Below are 23421 nucleotides of genomic sequence, written 5' to 3'. Positions count from 1 at the left end.
TCTCAGGCCGCGCTCGCGTCCTTGCGGGGACGGCCGCGGCCGCGCTTGGTGGCCACGATCACCCCGCCGACGAAGACCTGACCGCCCCAGACGCCCCACGGCTCGGCGCGCTCGACGGCGCCGGCGAGGCAGCCCTCGATGAGCGGGCACCCCCGGCACAGGGCCTTGGCCTGCTCCACGTCGGCCTGACGCTCGGCGAACCACAGCTCCGCGTCGTGGGAGCGGCACGGGATGAGGTCGGCGACCATCCGGTCGAACTGGTCGTTCGTCGTCGCGGTGCTGCTGGTGGGCCAGGGGCCGGATCCGCCCTGGTTCACGGTGTCGAGCAGCGTCGAGAGCCGCACGGTGTCCTCCTGAATGTCCTTGCGGGGTGAGCTGTGGGTGCCGGATCGGGCCGCTCACCCCGGTGGGAACCGGAGGGATGAGAAAGGCCGCGGATCCGAGTTCGGACTCCGCGGCCTGCCTGCTGCTGAGGCTGGTGCTACGGGGTCCTGGATCGGAGATCGGTGCCGGACGTCGCGGGACGCGGACGGCGCTCGAGCCCGGAAGCGGGCAGAGCGATCCCCTGGAAGGTGAAGCCGGTGGGTGCGAGGGTCCGCATGTACTCATGACGCGACGTCGTCATCACGATCGTGTTGCTCTCCACGGTGCTGCACCTCCTCTCCAGGGTCGGGTCCTGCCTCTTCGGCAGCACCCCGCGAACAAGGACGTGCCCACACTAGGGCGGCCCGTCAGGACGTCACAAGCAATTAACGGAACTTCCTCCGGACGGCCGGCCCGTCGCCCTCCGCGCCCTCATCAGCGACGACGCGCAGCAGCTCGTCGCCGTACTCGCGCAGGCGCGTCTGCCCCAGCCCCTGCACGTGCCGCAGGTCCGCCGGCCGGGTCGGCATCGCGGACGCGACGGCCTCGAGGGCGACGTCGGGCAGCACCCGGAACGCCGGCACCCCACGCTCGTCGGCGACCCGCGCGCGCCACAGCCGCAGCCGCTCGAGCACGGCCGGGTCGGCCGACGCCGAGGCCCGCCGACCGTCGGCACGACCCGCCGACTCGCCCGGCCACAGGCCGGCGAGGAACCGCGAGCGCGTGCGGGAGGCCCGGGACCCCGGCGTCCGCGCGGCCGCGTAGGACAGGTCGAGGTGACGACGGGCGCGGGTCACACCGACGTACAGGAGGCGGCGCTCCTCGGACACGGCGGCCTCCGTCTGTGCCAGCGAGATCGGCAGCAGGCCCTCGGACAGCCCCGCGAGGAACACGGCGTCCCACTCCAGGCCCTTCGCGGCGTGCAGCGACGCGAGCGTCACCCCGTCGACCGTGGGCGCGTGCTGCGCGGACGCGCGGTCGTCGAGCTCGACGACCAGGTCCGGCAGCGAGGCGTCCGCGCGGGCCGCGGCCATGTCGTCCGCGAGCCCGACGAGGGCCTGCATCGCGTCCCACCGTTCGCGTGCCGCGCCCCGCGCGGCGGGGGGCTGCGGTGCCCACCCGGCGGAGGTGAGGATGTCGCGGACCGTCTGCCCCAGCGGCACGTCGGGGTCGGCCGACCGCGCTCCGCCCCGCAGCAGGACGAGCGCGTCCCGCACGTCACGACGGGCGAAGAACCGGGTCCCGCCGCGGACCTGGTACCCCACCCCGGCGGCCGCCAGCGCCTGCTCGAAGGCCTCCGACTGGACGTTGGTGCGGTAGAGGACGGCGATCTCGCTGGCCGGGACGCCCGCGGCGACCAGGCGCGCCGCGCGCGCCGCGATCCCTGCGGCCTCCGACTCGTCGTCGTCGTACGCGGTGAACCGCACCTGCGGGCCGTCGGGCTGCTGCGCCACCAGGTGCAGCGGGACGGGGTCCCCGGGGCGGCGCGTGGCCGTGAGCACCCGGTTGGCCAGGGCGACGACTTGCGGCGTCGACCGGTAGTCCCGGACCAGCCGCACGACCTGGGCGCCGGGGTGCTGCGCGGCGAACGTCAGCAGGTGGTGCGGCGACGCCCCGGCGAACGAGTAGATGGTCTGGCTCGGGTCGCCGACCACGCAGACGTCGTGCCGGCCCCCCAGCCACTGGTCCAGGAGGTACTGCTGCAGCGGGCTGACGTCCTGGTACTCGTCGACCACGAAGTGCCGGTACTGCGACCGCACCTCGTCGGCGACCTCGCCGCGCTGCGCCAGCATGGCGGCCAGCAGCAGCAGGACGTCCTCGAAGTCGATGACGCCGCGCTCGGTCTTGACGTCCTCGTAGGCCGTGAGGAGCCGGGCGACGGCCTGCGCGTCCTGGCCCGCCGGCGCGGGCCGCCGCACGGCCGCCGCCGCCCGCTCGTAGTCCTCCGCCGTGACGAGCGACACCTTCGACCACTCGATCTCGGCCGCGAGGTCGCGCACCGAGATCCGGTCGACCGCGACCCCCACGCGGCGCCCGGCCTCGGCCACGAGCGTCGCCTTCTGCTCGACGAGCCGCGGGGGCGCACCACCGACGACCTTGGGCCAGAAGTGCCCGAGCTGACGCAGCGCCGCCGCGTGGAAGGTCCGTGCCTGCACCCCGGTCGCCCCCAGGTCGCGCAGCCGCACCCGCATCTCACCGGCCGCCCGGGCCGTGAACGTCACGGCCAGCACGGACGCCGGCCGGTACACGCCGGTGCGCACGCCGTACGCGATGCGGTGGGTGATCGCCCGCGTCTTGCCCGTGCCCGCACCCGCGAGCACGCACACGGGACCCGTCAGGGCGGTCGCGACGGCGCGCTGCTCGGGGTCGAGCGCGTCGAGGAGTGAGTCGGCGGACATCACGCACGAGTCTGGCAGCCTCCACCGACACCGCCGCGCACGCGTGCGAGGATCTGTGGACGAGACGGACGGCGAGAACGAGCGAGGCACCATGACGACCCCCACCCCCGCCCCGGGGACCGTGACGATGTACTCCACGACCTGGTGCGGGTACTGCCACCGCCTGCGCAAGCAGCTGGACTCGGCCGGCATCGCCTACGACGTCGTCGACATCGAGCAGCAGCCCGACGCGGCGCAGCTCGTCGAGTCCCTCAACGGCGGCAACCAGACCGTCCCGACCCTCGTGTTCCCCGACGGCTCGGCCGCCACCAACCCCTCCCTGGCCCAGGTCCGCGAGCGCCTCGGCGTCTGAGGCCGCCGGGCGTCAGGCGGACGCCCGGCCCCACCACTGCTCGACCAGGGCGCGCGCGATCGACGCACCCCCGGGCAGCAGGACCTCCCCCGCGGCGACGGCGGCCGTCAGGTCGTCGCGGGTGAACCAGCGCGCATCGGCCATCTCGACGCCGTCGACCTGCACGCGGGTGCTCGTCGCACGGGCGCGGAACCCGAGCATGAGCGAGGCGGGGAACGGCCACGGCTGGCTGCCGACGTACTCCACGTCGCCGACGACCACGCCCGTCTCCTCGAGGACCTCGCGGCGCACCGCCTGCTCGGCGGACTCGCCCGCCTCGACGAACCCGGCGAGCGTCGACCAGCGCCCGGGCGACCAGGCCGCGGCGTGGCCCAGCAGCAGGCGGTCGTCCTCGTCGACCACCGCCATGATCACCGCCGGGTCCGTGCGCGGGTAGTGCTCGGAGCCGTCGGCGTCGCAGACGCGCGACCACCCCGCCTGCGCGACGCGCGTCGGCGCGCCGCACCGCGGGCACCGCGGGTGCCGGTCGTGCCACGCGTCCAGGGCGACCGCGGCGGTGGCCAGCCCCGCGTCGTGCGCGTCGAGCACGGCTCCCACCGTGCGCAGCGCACCCCAGCCGTCGCGCCCGACGGGCCCGTCGGGCAGGTGGACCACGACGTCGGCCGGCTCGCCGCCGGCGGTCAGCGGGTGCTCGTCGGGCAGGCGCAGCGCCAGCACGCGCGCGCCGTCGTCCTCAGCGCCCAGCAGGAGCCAGGAATCGGAGTCGGCGTCGGCGCCGGGACCGCCGGGAGCGTCGCGGTGACGCGCGGCGTCCGCCGCGGTGCCGACGGTGAGCAGGGCGCGCGCCGCGTCCGGGCCCAGCCACCGGACGCCGCCGCCCGCGGCGAGCAGCAGACCGCCGTCCCGCACCGCCAGGACGCGTGTGCGGGGGTCGGCGAGGGCGTCGGCCAGCGCGTCCGGCGACTCGCGCAGCTGCGCCGCACGCGGCACGGTCGAACGGGCGAGGGGCAGGCCGGTCAGGACGTGGGTCACGCGCGTCACGCTACGCGGCACCCGCCCGCGCGGCCGCTCGCGTCGCGCGGGCAGGGGCAGCGGCGGACGAACCGGACGCCAACACGCCGGGCGTGGCGTCCAGGAGCAGGCCCGACGGGACCTACGCTGGCCGTCGTGAACCGTTCGCCGCTCGCACTCGCCGCACTCGCGACCGTCGCCGTGCCCGGCCTCGACGCGTACGACGTGCGGCGTCCCGTGCACCCGGGCTCGGACTTCGACGTGGCCGTGGTCGTCGACTCGATGCGTCAGCGCTGGGTCGTGCGCGCCCCGCAGCACGCGGCCGCGGGCGCGGCGCTCGAGGCGGAGGTCGCCCTGCTCGACGCGCTCGGGCCGTTCACCGACGACGGTCGCCTGCCCTTCGCGGTCCCCCGGCCGGCCGGCTTCGCGCACCTGCCCGAGGGCGGGCGTGCCAGCGTGCACCGCGAGGTGCCCGGCCGCCCCCTGCAGCTCGAGACGCTGCGGCCCGGTCCCGGCCTCGCCGCCGCCGTCGGGCGGGCCGTCGCCGCGATCCACGAGCTGCCGACGTCCCTCGTCGAGAACGCCGGCCTGCCGGTGTACGACGCAGCCGGCTACCGCGAGCGCCGGCAGGCCGAGGTCGACGAGGCCGCCCGCACGGGCCTGGTCCCGACGTCGCTGCTGCGCCGCTGGGAGGAGCTGCTCGAGGACGTCGCGATGTGGCGGTTCCGCCCCACGGTGGTGCACGGCGACCTGTCGAGCAGCCACCTGCTGGTCGTCGACGGCACCGTCGCCGGGGTGCTCGACTGGGGCTCCACCATGGTCGCCGACCCCGCCGACGACCTCTCGGGCCTGCTCGTCGCCGCGCCGCAGGACGCCGTGGACGCGATCCTCGAGGCGTACCTGCTGCGCCGCACCGAGCTGACGGACCCGCACCTGGCGGACCGCGCCCTGCTGGCCGGCGAGCTCGCGCTGGCGCGCTGGCTGCTGCACGGGGTGCGCTCGCGGCGTCAGGACGTCGTCGACGACGCCGTCCAGATGCTGCGGGACCTCGAGGAGCACACGCTCGTCGACGAGGCCGCCGCCGCGTACTGAGGACGGCCGGACGCGGCGAACGCCGCCGGCACGACCCCCGTTCAGACGACCCCGTTCAGACGACCCCGTTCAGGAGGTCCGCGCGACGGGCGGCACGGCGACGGCGCCCGCCGGTCCGTCGGCCGGGGCCGCCGCCGCGAGCATGGCGGCGACCTCGTCGGCCCCCGGCAGCGCGTCGGGCACCACCGTGACCCCGGCTCCGACGTAGCAGAACGCCGCCCGGACCAGCGCGGGGTCGACGCCCGCCCAGCGGGCCCACGCGATGCGGTAGACGGCGAGCTGCAGCTCGCGGGACGCCCGCTGCGCGGGGTCCGTGGGTGGGCGGCCGGTCTTCCAGTCGACGACCACCACCGCGCCGGGCACCGTCGCGCGGTCCGGGTCGGGGAACACCGCGTCGATGCGGGACCGCAGCACGTACCCGCCGATCGTGGTCTCGACGTCGACCTCCACCGCGACGGGAGAGCGGTGCGCCCACGGGGTGCGCAGGAACGCGGCCCGCAGCTCGGCCTGGTCCGGGTCACCGGGCACCGCGTCGTCGTCGGCACCCGGGAGCTCGTCGACGTCCACGAGCGTGGCACGCCCGTACCAGGCCTCGACCCACGCGTGGAACGCGGTGCCGCGGCGGGCCTGGGGTGACGGCTCGCGGGGCACCGGCCGGCGCAGCCCGAGCGCGAACTGCTCCGGCTGGGCGTCGAGGCGCACCAGCGACGACGCGGACAGGTGGGCGGGCAGCGCGACACGGGCGTCGCCGCGGCGGCGTGCCGACTGCTCCGCCAGCAGCCTGTCGGCCAGCGCGTCCCAGTCCTCGCCGCCCGCTCCGGTCGAGCCGGCGGACCCGCCCGCGCCGTCCGGACGCCCGGTGGCCCCGGGCCGGGCCGCGGCGGCGCGCACCGCGTCGGCGGCTGCGGCCACGGCGTCGCGGCGCCCGGTGGCCCCGTCACGCGTGAACGGGTCCGCGGGCCACACCGCCGTGGGCACGAGCGCGGACCGGGGGTTGGGCGTCCCCGCGGCCGGCTCGTCCGCCCGGGCGACCACCTCGACCAGCCCCGCGTCCACCAGCTCGGTGAGGAACGGGGAGACCCGTCGCGGCGCCTTCGCGTCGCCCCAGTACGCGGCGGACAGCAGCAGGTCGGTGCGTGCCCGGGTCAGCGCGACGTACGCGAGCCGGCGCTCCTCGGCGACCTCGTGGTCACCGGCGTCGAGGCGGAACCTGTCGAGGCGCTCGGCGAGCTCCTTGGGGGACTCGGCGCCGCCGCACTCCAGCCGCGGCAGGTCGTCGGCGTCACCGCGCAGCGGGTAGGGCAGGACGCCCAGGCCGGTGAGCCAGCCGGAGTCCTTGGGACCGTCCTTGCCGAGCATCGCCGTGGCGGGCAGCCCCCCGTCGACGAGGCCGGCGACCGCGACCACGTCCCACTCCAGACCCTTCGCGGCGTGCACGGTGGTGACCTGCACGGCGTCCGGGTCGGGCTCGGTGACGGGCAGCTCGAGGCCGTCCTCCCGGGCGTCGGCCGCCTCGAGCCACGCGAGGAACGCGCCGAGGGTCGGACGGTCGGCACCGCGCGCGAACTCCCCCGCCACGTCGGCGAACGCGTCGAGGTGCGCACGGGCGCGGCCGGGCGGCGTGTCGGCGCGCGACTGCACCTCGATGTCCAGGCCGAAGAGACGCTCCGCCTCCCCCACCAGCTCGGGCAGCGACAGACCCTGCTGCGCCCGGACCGCGCGCAGGACTCCCGCCAGGTCGGCGAGGCGGCGGCGCCCCTCGGTGGTCAGCGTCCGGCCGGCCGGGCTGGACCACCCCGGCGGCGGCGGGTCGTCGAGGGCGTCGACGAGGCTGCGCTCGTCGACGACGTCGGCCTCGACGCCCCGCCGGCCGGGGGTGCGGCCGCCCGCCGGGCGCGCCCCCTGGCGCGCCCAGTCACCCAGGGTGTGCAGGTCCGCGGCGCCCAGGCGCGTGCGTGCACCGGTCAGGAGGCGGACGACCGCGTCCCCCCGCGTGGGGTCGTGCGCGGCCTGCAGCACGGCGACCAGGTCGACGACCTCGGGGGTCGCCAGCAGACCCCCGAGGCCGACCACCTCGACGGGCAGCCCGGCGGCCGCCAGCGCCCGCCGCAACGGCTCGAACTGCGAGCGCTTGCGGCACAGCACCGCCGCCGTGCGCCGGCCCGACGGGTGCGTGCCGGGGCGCCACCGCTGCGCGACCCAGTCCGCGACGGCGGCCGCCTCGTCCTCGACCGTCGGGGCCACGAGGCCCTGGACCGTGCCGTCGCCCGCCCCCGGGCGGGGCGCCAGCCGCGGGACGTCGACGCGGGCGGCACCGGTGCGCAGGGGCGCCGCCACCGCGTTGGCCGCGTCCAGGACCGCGACGTCGTTGCGCCACGACGTCGACAGGGGCACGACGGGCGCCGGGCGACGGTCGTGCCCGCGACCGTCGGCGTCCGTCGTCACGACCGGGAACGTCCCCGGGAACCGTGCCAGGCCCCCGGGGCTCGCGCCCCGCCAGCCGTAGATCGACTGGTGCGGGTCACCGACCGCCGTCACGGGGTGCCCGTCGCGGAACAGCGCCTGCAGCAGGACGAGCTGGGCGTAGGAGGTGTCCTGGTACTCGTCGAGGAGCACCACCCGGAACCGGTCGCGCTCCGCCGCGCCCACGTCGGGGACGTCGCGCGCGATGCGGGCGGCGAGCGCGACCTGGTCGCCGAAGTCGAGGCTGTCCGCGGCGCGCTTGCGCGCCCGGTAGTCCGCGACGAGGTCGAGGACGCGGGCACGTTCCCCGAGCGAGGCGACCAGCTCGCGGACCTTGGCGTACGGCGCGCGCGGCGGCGTCCCGGCCGGCGTCGCCTCGAGGTCCGCCACCAGCGCCTCGATGCCCTGCCGTGCGGCGTCCGGGTCCAGCAGGTGCTCGTCGAGGGCACCGGACAGGGCGAGCACGGCCTCGACGACCGTCGACGTGGCGGCCGAGGTGTCCAGGTCACCGGCCCACGCCTCGACGACCTGCGACGCGAGCTGCCACTGGGCGGCCTCACCGAGCAGCCGGGCACCGGGCTCCACGCCCAGGCGCAGCGCGTGGTCCGTCACGAGCGAGGCTGCGTACGCGTGGTACGTCGAGACGTGGGGGCGGGCGAGCTCGTCGACCACGTCCGCACCGCTCGGCAGCGGGACGCCCTCTGCCGCAGCCGCCCGCACCAGACCACGCAGCCGGCGCCGCACCCGCTCGGACAGCTCGCCCGCGGCCTTGCGGGTGAACGTCAGCCCGAGCACCTGCTCGGGGGCCACCAGCCCGTTCGCGACCAGCCAGACCACGCGGGCCGCCATCGTCTCGGTCTTGCCCGACCCGGCACCGGCGACGACGAGAGACGGCTGCAGCGGCGCCTCGATGACGGCCCGTTGCTCCTCGGTCGGCGGGTGCTGCCCGACGAGCCGGGCGATGCGGACCGCGGACAGCTCCGGGACGCCGCGTGCGCGGTCGGCGCCGGGCGCGACGGTGGTGCGAGCTGCGCGGTCGGTGCTCATGCGACCACCTGCCCGCCCTCGCCGCGCAGCGGGCACGAGCGGCGCACCGGGCAGCGGTCGCACAGGTCGTTGGCACGGGCCTCGAAGCTCGAGGCCGCCATGCGGTCGGCGACGTCGTCGACGAGGACGCGGGCCCAGCTGGGACCGGCGTCCTCGGCGGGCAGCCCGTCCTGCCGTCGCTGGGTGGGACCGCCGGACCCCTGCGCCAGGTGGACCAGGCGCGCCGCCACGCTGCGCGTCCCCGGCGCGAGTCCCGGCACCGCCCCCGCGTCGACGGCCAGCTGGTAGGCACCGAGCTGCGCGTGCTCGGCCGCCTGCGCCAGCGTCGGCGTGCGCGACCCCGTCTTGAGGTCGACCACCTCGACGTGCTCCGCGCCCCCGTCCCCCTCGGTGACGGCACGCTCGACGCGGTCGACCGACCCGCGGACGACCGCACGGTCGGTCTCGAGGGTGAACGGCGCCTCGACCAGCACCGGCTCGCCGGCCTCGCGCAGGTACGCCGCGAGCCGGGCGACCATCGCGTCGGCCTTGCGCCGTGCGGCGACCGAGGGCCAGCCCTCCCCCAGCCCGAGCTCGTGCCAGCGCCGGTCGAGCTCGGAGCGCAGCGTCGGCAGGTCGGCCGTGGGGTGCTCCTGGGCGATCGCGTGCACGAGCGTGCCGAGGGACTGCTGCGCGGAGGACGCCGGGGTGCCGCCGGCCGCCTCGAGCGCCCAGCGCAGCGCGCACCGCTGCGCCGTCTCCAGGCGCGACGGGGAGATCGGGACCTTGGCGTCCGCCTGCCACAGCGGGGCGTCGCTCGACGGCTCCGCGAGCCCGAACCACGCCGCCGGGTCCGCTCCGGGGACGCCGTGCACGGCGAGCCGGGCCAGCGTGCGCGCCGCCGCGGCGTCCGGCTGCCCCTGGGCCGCCGAGCGCTCGAGCGTCGCGCGCAGCCGGGCCACGAGCCCGCGCAGGTCGAGCGGCGCGGGCGCGCTCGTGCGCCGCGGGTCGGGGCCGTCGTCGTCCGCGCCGGGCTGCACGAGGTCGACGAACGGCGAGGGCGACGCGTCCTGGTCGTCGACGGCCGTCACCAGCAGGTGGGTGCGGGCGCGGGAGCACGCCAGCGCGAACGTGCGCAGCTCGTCGGCGAGCACCGCGGCGCGCGCCGCCCGGGCGCTCTCCTCGCCCGACCCGCCCGTGGTCCCGCGGTCGGCCAGCAGGTCGACCAGCGTCTGCGCCCCCAGCAGCGAGTCCCGCAGCCGCAGGTCCGGCCACACGCCCTCCTGGACACCGACGACCGCGACGACCTCCCACGAGCCGCCGGCGGCACCCGCCGGCGTGAGCACGCTCACCCCGGCCGCACGCGACGCGGGCGCCAGGGAGTCGGCGGGCAGGTCCTGCGACGTCACCCAGTCGACGAAGGCCCGGGGCGTGGCCTGCGGGTTGCGCTCGACGAACGTCTCAGCCGCACGGAACAGCGCGAGCACGGCGTCGAGGTCGCGGTCGGCGCGCTCACCGCCCGACCCGCCGGCCAGCGCGGCGCGACGCCACGGGTCGGCGAGCCCGGCGCGGTCCCACACGGCCCACAGGACGGCCTGGACGTCGGCACCCGGGGCCGCCGCCGCGTCCCTGCCGGCCTGCAGCAGCAGCGCCAGCCGCTGCACCGGGCGCCCGACGTGCGGCTCGAGCGTCGCGGCACGACCGGGCGCGGACAGCGCCTCGACGAGCAGCACGTCGCTCGAGCGCCCACCACCGCCGGCGAGCTCCTCGGCGCGCAGCGCCCGGCGCACGCGCCGCAGCCCGACCGCGTCCAGGCCCCCGAGCGGAGAGCACGCCAGGCGGGCCGCGACCTCCGCGTCCAGCTCCTGCGGCGCCAGCGCGACGCGGACCGCGTCGAGCAGCGGCCGCACGGCGGGCTCGTCGCGCAGCGCGACGTCGCTGCCGACGACCCGCACCGGCACTCCGGCCTGCGCCAGCGCCCGCCGCACCGCGGTGACCCGACCACCCGAGCGCGCGAGCACGGCCATGTCGTCCCACGGGACGCCGCCCTGCAGGTGGGCACGTCGCAGGCGGTGCGCCACCCACGCCGCCTCCTGCGCCGCGCTCGGGAGCACCGCCACCCGGGGTGCGGGACCCTGCGCGCGGTCCTGCGGCACGGCGGCGCGGCGGTGCGCGACCGTCCCGGACGCCGGCACGCGCGCGGTGATCCGCTCGGTGACCGCTCGCAGCGGCCCGCTCTGCCGCCAGACGGTGCGCAGCACGACCTGCTCGGCCCCCGCCCCGCCCGGGCCGTCCGCCGCGGCGCGGGCGACGAGCGACGGCTGCGCACCGCGGAACGTCTGCACCGCCACGTCGGGGTCGCCGAGCAGCAGCAGGCGGGCGCCGCCGTCGGCGAACGCGCGCAGCAGCCGCGCGGTGGCCGCCGTGCTCTCCTGGTGGTCGTCCACGACGACCAGCCGGCGACGCGGGCACGGGACGCCCGGGACATCGTCGTCCCAGCCGCGCAGCGCGGCGACCGCGGCGTCCACGACGACCGCGGGATCGAGCCGCTCGCCCGCGTCGGGCGTCCCGGCAGCGAGCGCCATGACGTCGAGGTACTCCTCGTAGACGCGCGCCGCCGCCACCCAGGCGGGTCGCTGCTCGCGCCGGCCGAGGGCGGCGAGGTCGGCGGGTGCCAGACCGCGCTCGGCCGCGCGCATCAGCAGGTCGCGCAGCTCGTCGCGGAACGCGCGGGTGCCCAGCGCCGCTGGGGGGACGCCCGGCGGCCACGCGGGCGCCGGGACCTCGCCCGTGGCGTGCCCGGCGAGCAGCTCGGCGAGGACGAGGTCCTGCTCGGGGCCGGAGACCAGCACGGGTGTCGGCTCGCCCAGGGCACCCGCGCGGGCCCGCAGCACCGCGAACGCGACGGCGGCGGGCGTCTGGACCAGCGGACGGCCGGCGGTCCGTCCCAGGCGCACCGCCAGGCGGTCGCGCAGGTCGGCCGCCTGGCGGCGGCTGGCCGCCAGGACCAGCACATCGTCCGGCGCCAGGCCCGCGGACACGGCGGCCGCCGCGGCCTCGAGGGCGACCGTCGTCCGGCCGGTCCCCGGCGCGCCCGTCACGAGCAGCGCCCGGTCGGCACCGGCCGCGACCCGGTCGACGACCTCGCGCTGCTGCGGGTCGAGCACGGGTCGCGCCGCGTCGCCGAGCGCCGCCCGCTCGACCAGGGGAGCCGCCACGAGCCGGGTCGTCGGTGCCGTCGTCACGGGCCCGATCACACCACGCCCCACCGACATCGCCACGCCCAGCGCGCCGTCACGGGCCGCAGCCGCGGCAGCCCCGGACGCGACCCCTGCCCGCAACACACCGTCGCTACGATCTGCGGATGACCGACGCCCAGGACGCACCCGGGACCCGCGCGCGCGGGCCCCGGATGGCGCGGGCCGAGCGCAGGTCGCAGCTCCTGGCCATCGCGCTCGACCTGTTCGCCACCGAGGGCTTCCACCACGTCTCGATGGACGACATCGCCGAGCGCGCGGCCGTCAGCAAGCCCGTCCTGTACCGCCACTTCCCCTCGAAGCTCGACCTGTACCTGGCGGTCGTCGACGAGCAGGGCGCGAGCCTGCTCGCGGCCGTCGAGCGTGCGGTCGCCCCGATCGAGGCCGGTCCGGTCGCGCGCGGCGAGGGCCGCGCCGTCGTCGCCGCGGTCGTCGAGGCGTACCTCGCGTTCGTGCAGGTGGCCGGGGAGTCCTCGACGCTGCTGTTCGAGTCCGACGTGACGCACGACTCGCAGGTGCGCGGGCGCGTCGAGCACGCGGCCGCGGAGGCGACCCGGCGCATCGCGGAGGTGCTCGTCGCCGTCACCGGCCGCGACCGCGCCGACGCGGACGTGCTGGCCGCGGCGCTCGTCGCCACGGCGCAGGGCGCCGCGACCTACTGGCTGCGCCACGGCGACGGGCAGGGCGTCGAGCGGGTGGTCGAGCTGGTGTCCGACCTGCAGTGGCGGGGCCTCGCCGGGCTCGTGCGTCCCGACTACCCGTACCCGGACGCCTAGGATCGAGGACGACCCGCCCGGCGCCCCGCGCCGGGTCCCGTCCCAGGAGGAGTGCCCGTGGAGATCACGATCGGCGTGCAGCACCTGTCGCGCGAGCTGACGCTCGAGTCCGACCAGACGGCGGACGAGATCACCGCGGCCGTGCAGGCCGCGCTCGCCGGCGAGGCGACGACGCTCGAGCTGACGGACGTCCGAGGACGTCGCGTCGTCGTGCCGAGCGCCGTGCTCGGCTTCGTCGAGATCGGTGCCGAGACCAAGGGCCGCGTGGGCTTCGGCTCGGTGTGACGTGCCGTCCGGCACCCGGGTCGCACCCGGGTGCCGGACAGCCGCGCGGTGATCCCCCGGGGCGCCGTCGCGACGTCAGGCCGTCAGGTGCAGGCGTGACATGCGGCGGGTGTGCTCGGCCGTGAGCTCGTTGAACACCGTGGTGGGGGTCTGGGCGACACGGCTGCCCGGCACCTCGCCGGCGCTCTCCCCCGCCGTGCCCTCCGGGCTGCCGGCCCGGTCGAGCACCCGAGCGACCTCGGGGCTCTGCGCGACGCGCTGGACCACGCCGAGCGCCTCCCCGACCAGCCGGCGGCCCCACAGCGCGAGCCTGGACGACAGCACCGCGTCGTCCGCGCAGGCCGCGTCCAGCTCGCGCACCGCGAGCTCGGAGCGCGGCGCGTCGTCGAGCACCTCGGCGACCAGCCGGGCGGACTCCTCGTCGAGCCCGCGCGCCACGACACGGCAGAAGTCGTCCGCCACGCCGTAGCCGACGTAGGCCTTGAGGAGCCGTTCCGCCCACGTGCTCGACGGCGTCCGGGCGTCGAAGTCCGCCAGCACACCGCCGAACCGGCCGAGCGCAGCGGTCGGGTCGCCACCGAGCTCCTCGATGCGCGCGAGCACGCGGTCGCGACGCTCGGTGCAGCGCGCGGCCAGCCTGCTCAGCGCCAGCGCCTGCTCGAGACCGGGCGCCAGCCGGCTGTCCTCGGCGAGGCGTGCGAACGCCTGGTGCTCCAGCCCGGCGACGAGCCCCAGCACCTCGACCGCGTCGGCGACCTCGGCGGCGCGCACGGCCTCGGCGTCCTTGCCGGCGCGGTTCACGGACCTCTCGTCGACACCCCCGTGCTCGGGGCGCAGGGGACGGGCGTGGCCGGCGCTGGTGGTCATCCGCCGATCGTAGCGCCGGGAGGCGCGCCGACCACGGCCGCTCCTCGGGGCTGCGGGACGTGCGTCCGATAGACTGCCCGCGTACAACCCGTACATCGGTTGCCCGTTCGTCTCGGTTTCCCGGTCCGGCTCTGCGTCGCGACCCTCCCCGCTCGACGCGCACCGGCCGCCGTCCGCTGGGCTCGACGCCCGCGGACGCGACGGCAGGGTGCGCCGCGCGGGGCGACTTCTACGATCGGCTGCCGGCCAAACCGCGTGGCGCAGCCCGCTGTCGCCCGGGGCGGACGAGCGCGCGCCGCGCGCCGCCGGCCCCCGGCCCGCACCGTGAGCCGCCACCCTGGCAGTGAAGAGCCGCACGTGACCACGGACCAGACCGTCGACCAGGAGCCGCGCACCGCCGCCGCCGTCGACACCCCCGCCCCCGACACCACCGAGATCCGCACCGCCGCCGACGCCGTCCCGACCGAGTCGCCCACCGGCTCGCGCCGCGCCGCGTCCGTGCAGGCGGTCGACGCGTCCTTCGCGGACTTCGACGTCCGCCCCGAGATCGTGGCTGCGCTCGCCGCCGCCGGGATCACGCAGCCGTTCCCCATCCAGGCGATGACCCTGCCCGTGGCGCTGTCGGGCCACGACATCATCGGCCAGGCGAAGACCGGCACCGGCAAGACCCTCGGCTTCGGCGTCCCCCTGCTGCACCGCGTCATCGCGCCCGGTGAGGACGGCTACGAGCAGCTCGCGGCCCCGGGCGACCCGCAGGCCCTCGTCGTCGTCCCGACGCGTGAGCTCGCGGTGCAGGTCGCCGGCGACCTCGCGATGGCGTCGACGGGCCGCAAGGTCCGCATCGTCCAGGTCTACGGCGGGCGCGCGTACGAGCCGCAGGTCGAGGCGCTGAACCGCGGCGCGGACGTCGTCGTGGGCACGCCCGGCCGCATGATCGACCTGCTCAACCAGCGTCACCTGCGCCTCAAGCACGCGACCGAGGTCGTGCTCGACGAGGCCGACGAGATGCTGGACCTCGGGTTCCTGCCCGACGTCGAGAAGCTGCTCGCCGCGACGCCCGCCAACCGCCACACGATGCTGTTCTCGGCGACCATGCCGGGCGCGGTCGTCGCCATGGCGCGCCGCTACATGTCGCAGCCCACCCACATCCGCGCCTCGGCCCCGGACGACGAGGGCCAGACGGTCAAGAACATCAAGCAGGTCGCGTACCGCGCGCACGCCCTGGACAAGGTCGAGCTGCTGGCCCGGATCCTGCAGGCCCGCGGCCGCGGCCTGACCATCGTCTTCGCGCGCACCAAGCGCACGGCCGCCAAGGTCGCGGACGAGCTCGTCGACCGCGGCTTCGCCGCCGGCGCCATCCACGGCGACCTGGGCCAGGGTGCCCGCGAGCAGGCCCTGCGCGCCTTCCGGCACGGCAAGGTCGACGTGCTCGTCGCCACGGACGTCGCCGCCCGCGGGATCGACGTCGAGGACGTCACGCACGTCATCAACTACCAGTGCCCCGAGGACGAGAAGACGTACCTGCACCGCACCGGTCGCACGGGCCGTGCGGGCAACACCGGCACCGCGGTGACGTTCGTCGACTGGGACGACCTGCCGCGCTGGGGCCTCATCGACAAGGCGCTGGGCCTGGGCATCCCCGCCCCCGTCGAGACGTACTCGTCCTCCGCGCACGTCTACAGCGACCTCGACGTCCCCGAGGGCACCAAGGGCCGGCTGCCGAAGTCGCAGCAGACCCGGGCCGGCCTGGGCGCCGAGGTCCTGGAGGACCTGGGCGAGACCGGCAAGCGCGGCGGCGGTGCCCGCCCCGCGCGCTCGGACGAGCGCCCGGCGGGGCGGCGTGAGGCAGGCCGTGACGGTGGCCGCAGCGGCACGCGCGACGCCGGCGCCCGTGACGGGGCTCCGGCGGCCGGCGGCACGGGCGAGACCGGTGACGGCGAGGGCCGTCGCCGTCGTCGTGGCGGACGGGGCCGCTCGGGCGGCGACGGCGCGCCCCCGGCGGCGCGCGCCGAGCAGCCGTCGGCCGCTCCCGCGTCCGGCGGCGAGCAGGACACGTCCGGGGCCGGCGAGTCCGCCGGCGCACCTCGTCGCCGGCGGCGTCGCCGCTCGCGCGGCGGTGCCCCGGGTGCCGCGTCCGACTCCGGTGCGACCGCGACGTCGGAGGCCTGACCCCCCGCACGCCCGTCCGGACGGCCCTCTCACCCCCGGGTGAGGGGGCCGTCCGGCTGCCGGTCAGATCTCGCGCGCGAAGGTGAGCACGGCCTCGGCCAGCAGCTGGACGGCGATCGCGGCGAGCAGCAGACCGGCGATGCGGCTGACGAGCATGGTGCCGGAGTCCTTGAGCACGCGGTGGATCGCCCCCGCGAAGCGCATGGACAGCCACAGGCACAGGTGCACCAGCACGACACCCAGCGCGAGCGCGACCCAGTCCGACGGCGCGGAGGACTGCTGGACGAACACCATGGTCGCGACGATCGCACCGGGCCCGGCGAGCAGCGGCGTGCCGAGCGGCACGAGCGCGACGTTGCCCTGGGTGCCCTCGTAGCCCTCGTTGGTGTCCATCTTGCCGGTGAGCAGCTCCATGGCGACGAGCAGCAGCAGCAACCCGCCCGCGCCCTGCAGCGCCTGCACCGACACGTGCAGGTAGTTGAGCAGCGACTGGCCGAACAGCGCGAAGCCGACGATCACGCCGAACGCGACCAGGATCGCCTGGCGGGCCGCCCGCGCGCGCTGCTGGCGCGTCATCGACCCCGTGAGCGCCAGGAAGATCGGCACGGTGCCCGGGGGGTCCATGATGACGAACAGCGTCACGAACACCGAGATGAACAGCTGCACGTCGAGCACGCTGCTCACGCGGTCACCACCTCCGTCGTCCCCTGCCGCACGATCTCGTCCAGCACCTGCGGGTCGGTCAGATTCTCCCCCAGCCGGTTGAGCTTGCCGGACCCGTGGTAGTCGCTGGAGCCGGTGACCAGCAGCCCGAGCCGGTCGGCGAGGGCCAGGAGCCGCTCGCGCTGCTCGGGGCCGTGGTCCCGGTGGAACACCTCGACGCCGGCGAGCCCGGCCTCGGCGAGCTCGTCGAACACGCGGTCCGGCACGATCCGCCCGCGCGCGTCGGCGGCCGGGTGCGCGAACACCGGGACGCCGCCGGACGCACGGATCGCGGCCACCGCGGCCGGCGCCCCGGGGGCGTAGTGGTCGACGTGGTACGGCCCGCCGGACGCGAGCAGGTGGGCGAAGGCCGCGTCGCGGTCGGGGACGACGCCGCGCGCGACGAGCGCGTCGGCGATGTGCGGGCGCCCGACGGCGACGGCGTCCCGGGCCTGGTCGAGCACGTCCTGCCAGGTGATCGGCACGTCGCGTGCGAGACGCTCCACGATGTGCCGCGCACGGTGCACGCGCGAGTCCCGGGCGCGCGCCAGCTCGTCGGCCAGCGCGGGGTGGTCGGGGTCCTGCAGGTAGCTGAGCAGGTGGACGCTGACGCCGCGCGCGCGGGCCGAGACCTCGGTGCCGCGCACCAGGGAGATGCCGACGGTGCGGGCCGCCACCGCCGCCTCGTCCCAGCCGGCCGTCGTGTCGTGGTCCGTGAGCGCGACGACGTCGAGGTCGGCAGCCCGTGCCGCGGCGACGAGCTCGGCGGGTGCCTGGGTGCCGTCCGACGCGCTCGAGTGCGTGTGGAGGTCGATGCGCACGCGCTCACGCTAGCCGCTCCGGACCGGGCGCCCCCGCACGGCGGGCCCGCGGTGCCAGACTGGGGTGGTGAGCACCGACGAGCGCCCCGAGAACCTCACCCCCGAGACCGCGACGCCTGCCGTCGCCCCCGACGGCGGGGAGGTGCCGCTCGAGGAGCGTGGCGCGACCCGGTCGCACCGCCCCCAGTCGCGGCGCTTCGTGGAGTTCGTGACGTCGGGCTGGGGCGGGCGTCCCGCGTCGACGGCCGTCCGGGCGCCCGTGGCGGACCGGACCGCGGCACGGCGCAGCGCGCTGTCCGGGCAGTTCCCCGGCGCCCGGCTCGTGGTGCCGGCCGGCGCGTTCAAGGTCCGCTCGAACGACACCGACTTCCGGTTCCGGCCGCACGCCGCGTTCGCGCACCTCACGGGCCTGGGCACCGAGCAGGAGCCGGACGCGGTCCTGGTGCTCCACCCCGTCGCGGACGGCACGGGTGACGACGGCAGCGCCCACCGGGCGGTGCTGTACATGAACCCGCTCGCGGGTCGCGACACCCCGGAGTTCTTCTCCGACACCCGCTACGGCGAGTTCTGGGTCGGGGCGCGCCCCACGCTCGACGACGTCGCCACGACCACCGGGATCACGACGGCGCACGTGGCCGACCTGCGGGACGCGCTGGCGAAGGACGTCGGGGAGGGCGGCGTGCAGGTGCTGGTCGTCCCGGGCGCGGACGCGGCGGTCGAGGAGGTCGTCGCGCAGATCCGCGGCGAGGAGGAGTCCGGCGAGGCCGACGCGCGGCTCGCGGAGGCCCTGTCCGAGCTCCGGCTGCTGAAGGACGCCTACGAGGTCGAGCAGATGCGGCTGGCGGTCGACGCCACGGTCGCGGGGTTCGAGAAGGTCGTGCAGGCGCTCCCCCGCGCGGTGGCGCACCGGCGCGGCGAGCGGGTCGTCGAGGGGACGTTCCTGGGGCACGCCCGCGAGGAGGGCAACGACGTCGGCTACACGACGATCGCGGCGGCCGGGGAGCACGCGACGACGCTGCACTGGACCGACAACGACGGCCCGGTGCGCCCCGGCGAGCTGCTCCTGCTCGACGCGGGCGTGGAGCTCGACTCGCTCTACACGGCCGACGTCACGCGCACGCTGCCCGTCGACGGCACCTTCAGCGACGTGCAGCGCCGCGTCTACCAGGCGGTGCTCGACGCGGCCGACGCCGGGTTCGCCGCCGCCGTCCCGGGCGCGCGGTTCCGGGACGTGCACGACGCGGCGATGCGGGTGCTGGCCGCACGGCTCGAGGAGTGGGGGCTGCTGCCCGTGCCCGCCGAGGAGTCGCTCGAGCCGGACAACCAGCACCACCGGCGCTGGATGGTCCACGGCACGTCGCACCACCTCGGTCTGGACGTCCACGACTGCGCGCAGGCCCGCGCCGAGCTCTACCTGGACGGCGTCCTGCAGCCGGGCATGGTGTTCACGATCGAGCCCGGCCTGTACTTCAAGTCGGACGACCTGCTCGTCCCGGCCGAGTACCGCGGCATCGGGGTCCGGATCGAGGACGACGTGCTGGTGACGGCCGACGGCAACGAGAACCTGTCGGCCGCCCTGCCGCGCGAGCCCGACGCGGTCGAGGCGTGGATGGCGGCGCTGCGCGCGGGGTGAGCACTCAGCCCGTCGGGGCCGGCGGGTCCGGGGTCGGGGGCCGGACGGGCTCGGGCCACCCGGACACCACGCCGCCGGTCTCCGCGAGCAGCTGGCGGGCCCGGTGGGCGTGCTCGGCCCGGCACAGCACCGAGTAGGACGTGGCGACGATCTGGCTGGAGGACGCGAAGTCGCGCCGGCCGCGCGTCAGGGAGTACCCGATGACGGAGAACAGCAGGCCGAAGGCCCCGCCGAACAGCACGGCGGGCAGCATCACGCCGGCACCCCCGGACGAGAACAGGGTGAGGATGAGGCCGACGAACAGCCCGAACCAGGCACCCGACAGGAACCCGCCCAGGGCAGCGCTCGGGTAGGACAGCCGTCGCAGCACGCGCTCGACCATCCGCAGGTCCGTCCCGACGATGGTGACCTCGCGCACGGGGAACTCACGCTCGGCGAGCAGCTCGACCGCCTTCTGCGCCTGCAGGTAGGTGCCGTAGGTCGCGACGGTCTCCCCGGTGGGCAGCGTCGGGGTCGACGGGATCCGCTCGGGCTGCGTGAACGACATGCGCCGATTCTCCCGCACGTGCCTGGACGCCGCCAGGGAGGGCCCTGGGCGCACGCGGTGCGCCGACCGGCCCGCGGTTCGCACCGGCTCCGCGGCGGTCCGGCGTCTAGGCTGACCGGCGTGAGCAGCGTGGGGACCCGGGTGTTCGTCGCGCGCCTCGCCGGCACCGCCGTCTTCGACCCCATCGGCGACGAGGTCGGCAAGGTGCGCGACGTCGTCGTGCTCGTCCGGCTCACGGGCGCACCGCGCGCGGTGGGCCTGGTCGTCGAGGTCCCCGGGCGGCGTCGGGTGTTCCTCCCGCTGACGCGCGTGACGGCCGTCGACGCCGGCCAGGTCATCTCGACCGGCCTGGTGAACATGCGGCGCTTCGAGCAGCGCGTGTCGGAGACGCTGGTGATGGGCGAGCTGCTCGACCGCACCGTCGAGCTCGCGGACGGCTCGGGGGCGGCCCGCGTCGAGGACGTCGCGATGGAGCTGCAGCGCAACGGCGACTGGTTCGTGACGAAGGTCTTCGTGCGGCGCACCGACCAGCGCGGCGGCCTGCTGCGCCGCCGTGGCGAGACCCTGCTGATGGCGGTCGAGGACGTGGTCGGGCTGGGCCGCCCCACCGCCGCGCAGGGTGCCCAGCTGCTGCTGGCCCAGTACGAGGACCTCAAGCCGGCGGACCTGGCGGACGTGCTCCACGACATGGGCGTCACCCGTCGCCTCGAGGTCGCCTCGGCGCTCGACGACGAGCGGCTCGCCGACGTGCTCGAGGAGCTGCCGGAGGACGACCAGGTCGAGATCCTCGGCGGTCTGGAGCGGGGTCGGGCGGCCGACGTGCTCGAGGCCATGCAGCCCGACGACGCCGCCGACCTGCTGGGCGAGCTGTCGGCCGAGCAGGCCGCCGAGCTCCTCGCGCTCATGGAGCCCGAGGAGGCCAAGGACGTGCGCCGCCTGCTGGCGTACGAGGACAACACCGCCGGCGGCCTGATGACGACCGAGCCGGTGATCCTGGGTCCGGAGACGTCCATCGCGGCGGCGCTGGCGCACGTGCGCCGCCAGGACCTCAACCCGGCGCTCGCGTCGGTGGTCTTCGTCGCGCGGCCCCCGCTGGAGACGCCGACGGGCCGGTACATCGGCATCGTGCACCTGCAGCGGATGCTCCGGGAGCCGCCCCACGAGTCGATCGGTCAGATCGTCGACACCGACCTCGAGCCGGTCGCGGTGGACGCGCCGCTGCTGACGGTCACCCGCCAGCTCGCGACGTACAACCTGCTCGCGCTGCCCGTGGTCGACGAGCAGCGCCGCCTGCTCGGGGCGGTGTCCGTGGACGACGTGCTCGACCACCTGCTCCCGGAGGACTGGCGCGAGACCGACGACGTGCACGCCGGGCCCCCGACGCGACCGACCCCGGCCGTCCCGACCCGCAGCGAGGTGACGCGTGGCTGAGCGCCTGGACCAGCCGCGCGTGCGCAGCCGGTCGCTGCTGCCGCGCGTCCAGGTGGAGGCCGACGCGTCGGGGCGGGTGTCGGAGTCGATCGCGCGGTTCCTCGGCACCCCCCGCTTCATCGTCTGGCTCACGGTCTTCTGCGTCGTGTGGCTGGCCTGGAACTCCTGGGGGCCGGCGGAGCTCCGGTTCGACCGGGCCACCAACGGGTTCACGGCGCTGACGCTCATGCTCTCGCTGCAGGCGTCGTACGCCGCCCCGCTGATCCTGCTCGCCCAGAGCCGGCAGGCGGACCGGGACCGGGTCGCGGCCGAGCAGGACAGGCAGCGCGCCGAGCGCAACCTCGCGGACACCGAGTTCCTCGCACGGGAGATGGCCTCGCTGCGCATCGCGCTGTCCGAGGTCGCGACCCGCGACTTCGTCCGCTCCGAGCTGCGCAACCTGCTCGAGGACCTGCAGGCCGAGCAGGCGGACGACGAGGACGGTCCGCCCCCGCGCCCCACCACCGCCCGCTAGCCGGGCGACGGGACGACCCGGTGCGCGGCCACGACGGGCCGTCCGCGACCGGGACCGACGGCTCGGCCGGGCGCGGGTCGCGCGCGCCTACGATGGACACGTGCCCCCTGCCGAGCCCTCTGCCCACGACCCGCTCCTCGAGGCCGTCCGCTCGGCCCTGTCCGCCGTGCAGGACCCGGAGATCCGGCGCCCCATCACGGATCTCGGGATGGTGCGGTCCGTCGACGTGGAGCCGCGCGACGGGGGGGCGTTCGTGGTCGTGGGCCTCGACCTGACGACCCCGGGCTGCCCCATGAAGGAGACGCTCACGCGCGACATCACGGCGGCGGTCGCGCCCCTCGACGGCGTCCGCGGGGTCCGGGTCGATCTCGGCGTCATGTCGTCGGAGCAGCGCGCGGAGCTGCGCACGATGCTGCGCGGCACGGACGCCGAGCCGCAGATCCCGTTCGCCCTCCCGGGGTCGCTGACCAAGGTGATCGCGGTCGCGTCCGGCAAGGGCGGTGTCGGCAAGTCGTCCGTCACGGCGAACCTGGCGGTCGCGATGGCCGCGGACGGCCTGCGGGTGGGCGTGGTCGACGCCGACATCTACGGGTTCTCGATCCCCCGCATGCTCGGCGTGGACCGACCGCCGACCAAGGTCGACGACATGCTCCTGCCCCCGGTGGCCCACGACGTCAAGGTCGTGTCCATCGGCATGTTCGTGCCGGCCGGGCAGCCCGTGGTGTGGCGCGGGCCGATGCTGCACCGGGCCCTGCAGCAGTTCCTCGCCGACGTGTTCTGGGGCGACCTGGACGTGCTCCTGCTGGACCTGCCCCCCGGCACGGGTGACATCGCGATCTCCGTGGCGCAGCTGCTGCCCGGCTCCGAGATCGTCGTCGTCACGACCCCGCAGGTCGCGGCCGCGGAGGTGGCGGAACGGGCGGGCGCGGTCGCCGCGCAGACGCGCCAGCGGGTCGTCGGCGTGGTGGAGAACATGTCCTGGCTGGAGCAGCCCGACGGCTCGCGGCTGGAGCTGTTCGGGTCCGGGGGCGGTCGACGCGTCGCGGAGAACCTCACGCGCCTGACGGGCGCCGACGTGCCCCTGCTGGGCCAGGTCCCGCTCGACGTGCAGCTGCGGGAGGCCGGGGACGGCGGGACACCCGTGGTGCTGTCCGCCCCGGACTCGCCGGGGGCCGCCGCCCTGCGCGAGGTGGCGCGCACGCTCGCGTCCCGGCCGCGCAACCTGGCGGGTCGATCGCTCGACCTGTCCCCCGTCGCTCGCTGACGCGGCCCCGAAAATATCGGAAGCCCCCGAGGACCGAGGGACCCCTCAGCCTCCGTCTAAGTGTGACGCAGATCACTTTACCACGTAGGTTTATCGATACACTGACGTCCCTCGATGCCGTCTCGATCCACCTAAACGATTACGAGTCCATCGAAACAGCGCGAAAGCGGCGTCTCGCATTGACGTTAAACCTCCCGGGACGCGACGGTGTCGTGCCGGCTTCACCGGCGAACCATCCCTGAGGAGGATCGATGACGATCACACGTCACCGGCGCCGTCGCGCCAGCGTCGTCAGCGCCGTCGCCACGGCCGCACTGGCCGTGGGCATGGCTGTTCCGCTGGCCGCCCCTGCCACGGCCGCGGGCAGCACGTTGCAGGCAGCTGCTGCCGAGACCAACCGGTACTTCGGTACCGCGATGGCGGCGCACTACCTGAACAACTCGTCCACG

General features: G+C 76.3%; 18 protein-coding genes and 1 pseudogene. 10 read left to right on the top strand and 9 right to left on the bottom strand.

Features of this window, described 5'->3' with window-relative positions; translation table 11 throughout:
* Positions 1 to 2: 2 nt before the first annotated feature.
* Positions 3 to 344 (bottom strand): WhiB family transcriptional regulator, encoded by a 342-nt coding sequence (locus tag Cph01nite_RS17450; RefSeq protein WP_275407412.1) that lies wholly within the window; start codon positions 342 to 344, stop codon positions 3 to 5.
* Positions 345 to 749: 405 nt separating this feature from the next.
* Complete coding sequence (locus Cph01nite_RS17445) at positions 750 to 2762, bottom strand: ATP-dependent helicase (RefSeq protein WP_203676030.1); 2013 nt, start codon at positions 2760 to 2762, stop codon at positions 750 to 752.
* Between the two features lie 91 nt (positions 2763 to 2853).
* Between Cph01nite_RS17445 and Cph01nite_RS17440 the strand changes: the two genes are divergently transcribed.
* Entirely contained in the window at positions 2854 to 3114 is a 261-nt protein-coding gene (locus tag Cph01nite_RS17440; protein ID WP_203676029.1) for a mycoredoxin, read from the top strand.
* A gap of 12 nt (positions 3115 to 3126) precedes the next feature.
* Here the strand turns inward: Cph01nite_RS17440 and nudC are convergent, their stop codons facing one another.
* Positions 3127 to 4146 (bottom strand): NAD(+) diphosphatase, encoded by a 1020-nt coding sequence (gene nudC / locus Cph01nite_RS17435; protein WP_239069343.1) that lies wholly within the window; start codon positions 4144 to 4146, stop codon positions 3127 to 3129.
* 135 nt (positions 4147 to 4281) lie between these two features.
* On the opposite strand from nudC, the gene Cph01nite_RS17430 reads away from it, so the two are divergent.
* Positions 4282 to 5217, top strand: coding sequence for a phosphotransferase (locus Cph01nite_RS17430; protein WP_203676027.1), 936 nt, complete (start codon positions 4282 to 4284; stop codon positions 5215 to 5217).
* Between the two features lie 69 nt (positions 5218 to 5286).
* Here Cph01nite_RS17430 and Cph01nite_RS17425 read toward each other — a convergent pair whose 3' ends face one another.
* Both Cph01nite_RS17425 and Cph01nite_RS17420 read right to left on the bottom strand, forming a co-directional pair.
* Positions 5287 to 8727, bottom strand: a complete 3441-nt coding sequence (locus Cph01nite_RS17425) for an ATP-dependent helicase (RefSeq protein WP_203676026.1) — start codon at positions 8725 to 8727, stop codon at positions 5287 to 5289.
* On the bottom strand, positions 8724 to 11951 hold the full coding sequence (locus Cph01nite_RS17420) for an ATP-dependent helicase (protein ID WP_239069342.1): 3228 nt from the start codon (positions 11949 to 11951) through the stop codon (positions 8724 to 8726). Before Cph01nite_RS17420 ends, Cph01nite_RS17425 begins: the two co-directional genes overlap by 4 nt.
* A 119-nt stretch (positions 11952 to 12070) precedes the next feature.
* Between Cph01nite_RS17420 and Cph01nite_RS17415 the strand changes: the two genes are divergently transcribed.
* Both Cph01nite_RS17415 and Cph01nite_RS17410 read left to right on the top strand, forming a co-directional pair.
* Entirely contained in the window at positions 12071 to 12739 is a 669-nt protein-coding gene (locus Cph01nite_RS17415; protein WP_203676025.1) for a TetR/AcrR family transcriptional regulator, read from the top strand.
* Between the two features lie 57 nt (positions 12740 to 12796).
* The gene (locus tag Cph01nite_RS17410) at positions 12797 to 13024 is read left to right on the top strand and encodes a DUF3107 domain-containing protein (protein WP_203676024.1); all 228 of its coding nucleotides are present in this window, start codon (positions 12797 to 12799) and stop codon (positions 13022 to 13024) included.
* Positions 13025 to 13099: 75 nt separating this feature from the next.
* Here the strand turns inward: Cph01nite_RS17410 and Cph01nite_RS17405 are convergent, their stop codons facing one another.
* Positions 13100 to 13891: a ferritin-like fold-containing protein gene (locus Cph01nite_RS17405; protein WP_203676022.1), complete on the bottom strand. Its 792-nt coding sequence runs from the start codon at positions 13889 to 13891 to the stop codon at positions 13100 to 13102.
* Between the two features lie 357 nt (positions 13892 to 14248).
* Here Cph01nite_RS17405 and Cph01nite_RS17400 point away from each other — a divergent pair, with 357 nt between their 5' ends.
* Complete coding sequence (locus tag Cph01nite_RS17400; RefSeq protein WP_203676020.1) at positions 14249 to 16060, top strand: DEAD/DEAH box helicase; 1812 nt, start codon at positions 14249 to 14251, stop codon at positions 16058 to 16060.
* A 63-nt stretch (positions 16061 to 16123) separates the two neighbouring features.
* On the opposite strand, the gene Cph01nite_RS17395 is transcribed toward Cph01nite_RS17400, so the two are convergent.
* The gene (locus Cph01nite_RS17395) at positions 16124 to 16744 is read right to left on the bottom strand and encodes a MarC family protein (RefSeq protein ID WP_203676018.1); all 621 of its coding nucleotides are present in this window, start codon (positions 16742 to 16744) and stop codon (positions 16124 to 16126) included.
* A complete protein-coding gene (locus tag Cph01nite_RS17390; RefSeq protein ID WP_203676016.1) occupies positions 16741 to 17583 on the bottom strand; it encodes a PHP domain-containing protein in 843 nt (280 codons plus the stop codon). Before Cph01nite_RS17390 ends, Cph01nite_RS17395 begins: the two co-directional genes overlap by 4 nt.
* 67 nt (positions 17584 to 17650) lie before the next feature.
* On the opposite strand from Cph01nite_RS17390, the gene Cph01nite_RS17385 reads away from it, so the two are divergent.
* Positions 17651 to 19216 carry an aminopeptidase P family protein gene (locus Cph01nite_RS17385; RefSeq protein ID WP_203676014.1) on the top strand — a complete coding sequence of 522 codons (1566 nt, stop codon included), beginning with the start codon at positions 17651 to 17653 and terminating at the stop codon, positions 19214 to 19216.
* Between the two features lie 4 nt (positions 19217 to 19220).
* On the opposite strand, the gene Cph01nite_RS17380 is transcribed toward Cph01nite_RS17385, so the two are convergent.
* Positions 19221 to 19763 (bottom strand): YflT domain-containing protein, encoded by a 543-nt coding sequence (locus tag Cph01nite_RS17380; RefSeq protein ID WP_203676012.1) that lies wholly within the window; start codon positions 19761 to 19763, stop codon positions 19221 to 19223.
* A 120-nt stretch (positions 19764 to 19883) separates the two neighbouring features.
* Between Cph01nite_RS17380 and Cph01nite_RS17375 the strand changes: the two genes are divergently transcribed.
* The 4 genes and pseudogenes from Cph01nite_RS17375 to Cph01nite_RS17360 form a co-directional block, all read left to right on the top strand.
* Positions 19884 to 21194: a magnesium transporter MgtE N-terminal domain-containing protein gene (locus Cph01nite_RS17375; RefSeq protein WP_203676010.1), complete on the top strand. Its 1311-nt coding sequence runs from the start codon at positions 19884 to 19886 to the stop codon at positions 21192 to 21194.
* Positions 21187 to 21708, top strand: coding sequence for a DUF1003 domain-containing protein (locus Cph01nite_RS17370; RefSeq protein ID WP_203676008.1), 522 nt, complete (start codon positions 21187 to 21189; stop codon positions 21706 to 21708). Before Cph01nite_RS17375 ends, Cph01nite_RS17370 begins: the two co-directional genes overlap by 8 nt.
* Positions 21709 to 21808: 100 nt before the next feature.
* The gene (locus tag Cph01nite_RS17365; RefSeq protein WP_203676006.1) at positions 21809 to 22972 is read left to right on the top strand and encodes an Mrp/NBP35 family ATP-binding protein; all 1164 of its coding nucleotides are present in this window, start codon (positions 21809 to 21811) and stop codon (positions 22970 to 22972) included.
* A 251-nt stretch (positions 22973 to 23223) separates the two neighbouring features.
* Positions 23224 to 23421: pseudogene (locus Cph01nite_RS17360) on the top strand (endo-1,4-beta-xylanase); the annotation flags it as partial.

This window comes from Cellulomonas phragmiteti (assembly GCF_016862775.1).
Classification (GTDB): Bacteria; Actinomycetota; Actinomycetes; order Actinomycetales; family Cellulomonadaceae; genus Cellulomonas; species Cellulomonas phragmiteti.
The sequence above is the reverse complement of the archived record's forward strand: the minus strand, read 5'-3'. Positions and strand labels throughout refer to the sequence as shown.

Coding starts and splice junctions, on each gene's coding strand:
- Cph01nite_RS17445 (WP_203676030.1), bottom strand. CDS start 2,762: ATGTCCGCCGACTCACTCCTCGACGCGCTCGACCCCGAGCAGCGCGCC.
- Cph01nite_RS17440 (WP_203676029.1), top strand. CDS start 2,854: ATGACGACCCCCACCCCCGCCCCGGGGACCGTGACGATGTACTCCACG.
- Cph01nite_RS17425 (WP_203676026.1), bottom strand. CDS start 8,727: ATGAGCACCGACCGCGCAGCTCGCACCACCGTCGCGCCCGGCGCCGAC.
- Cph01nite_RS17415 (WP_203676025.1), top strand. CDS start 12,071: ATGACCGACGCCCAGGACGCACCCGGGACCCGCGCGCGCGGGCCCCGG.
- Cph01nite_RS17405 (WP_203676022.1), bottom strand. CDS start 13,891: ATGACCACCAGCGCCGGCCACGCCCGTCCCCTGCGCCCCGAGCACGGG.
- Cph01nite_RS17380 (WP_203676012.1), bottom strand. CDS start 19,763: ATGTCGTTCACGCAGCCCGAGCGGATCCCGTCGACCCCGACGCTGCCC.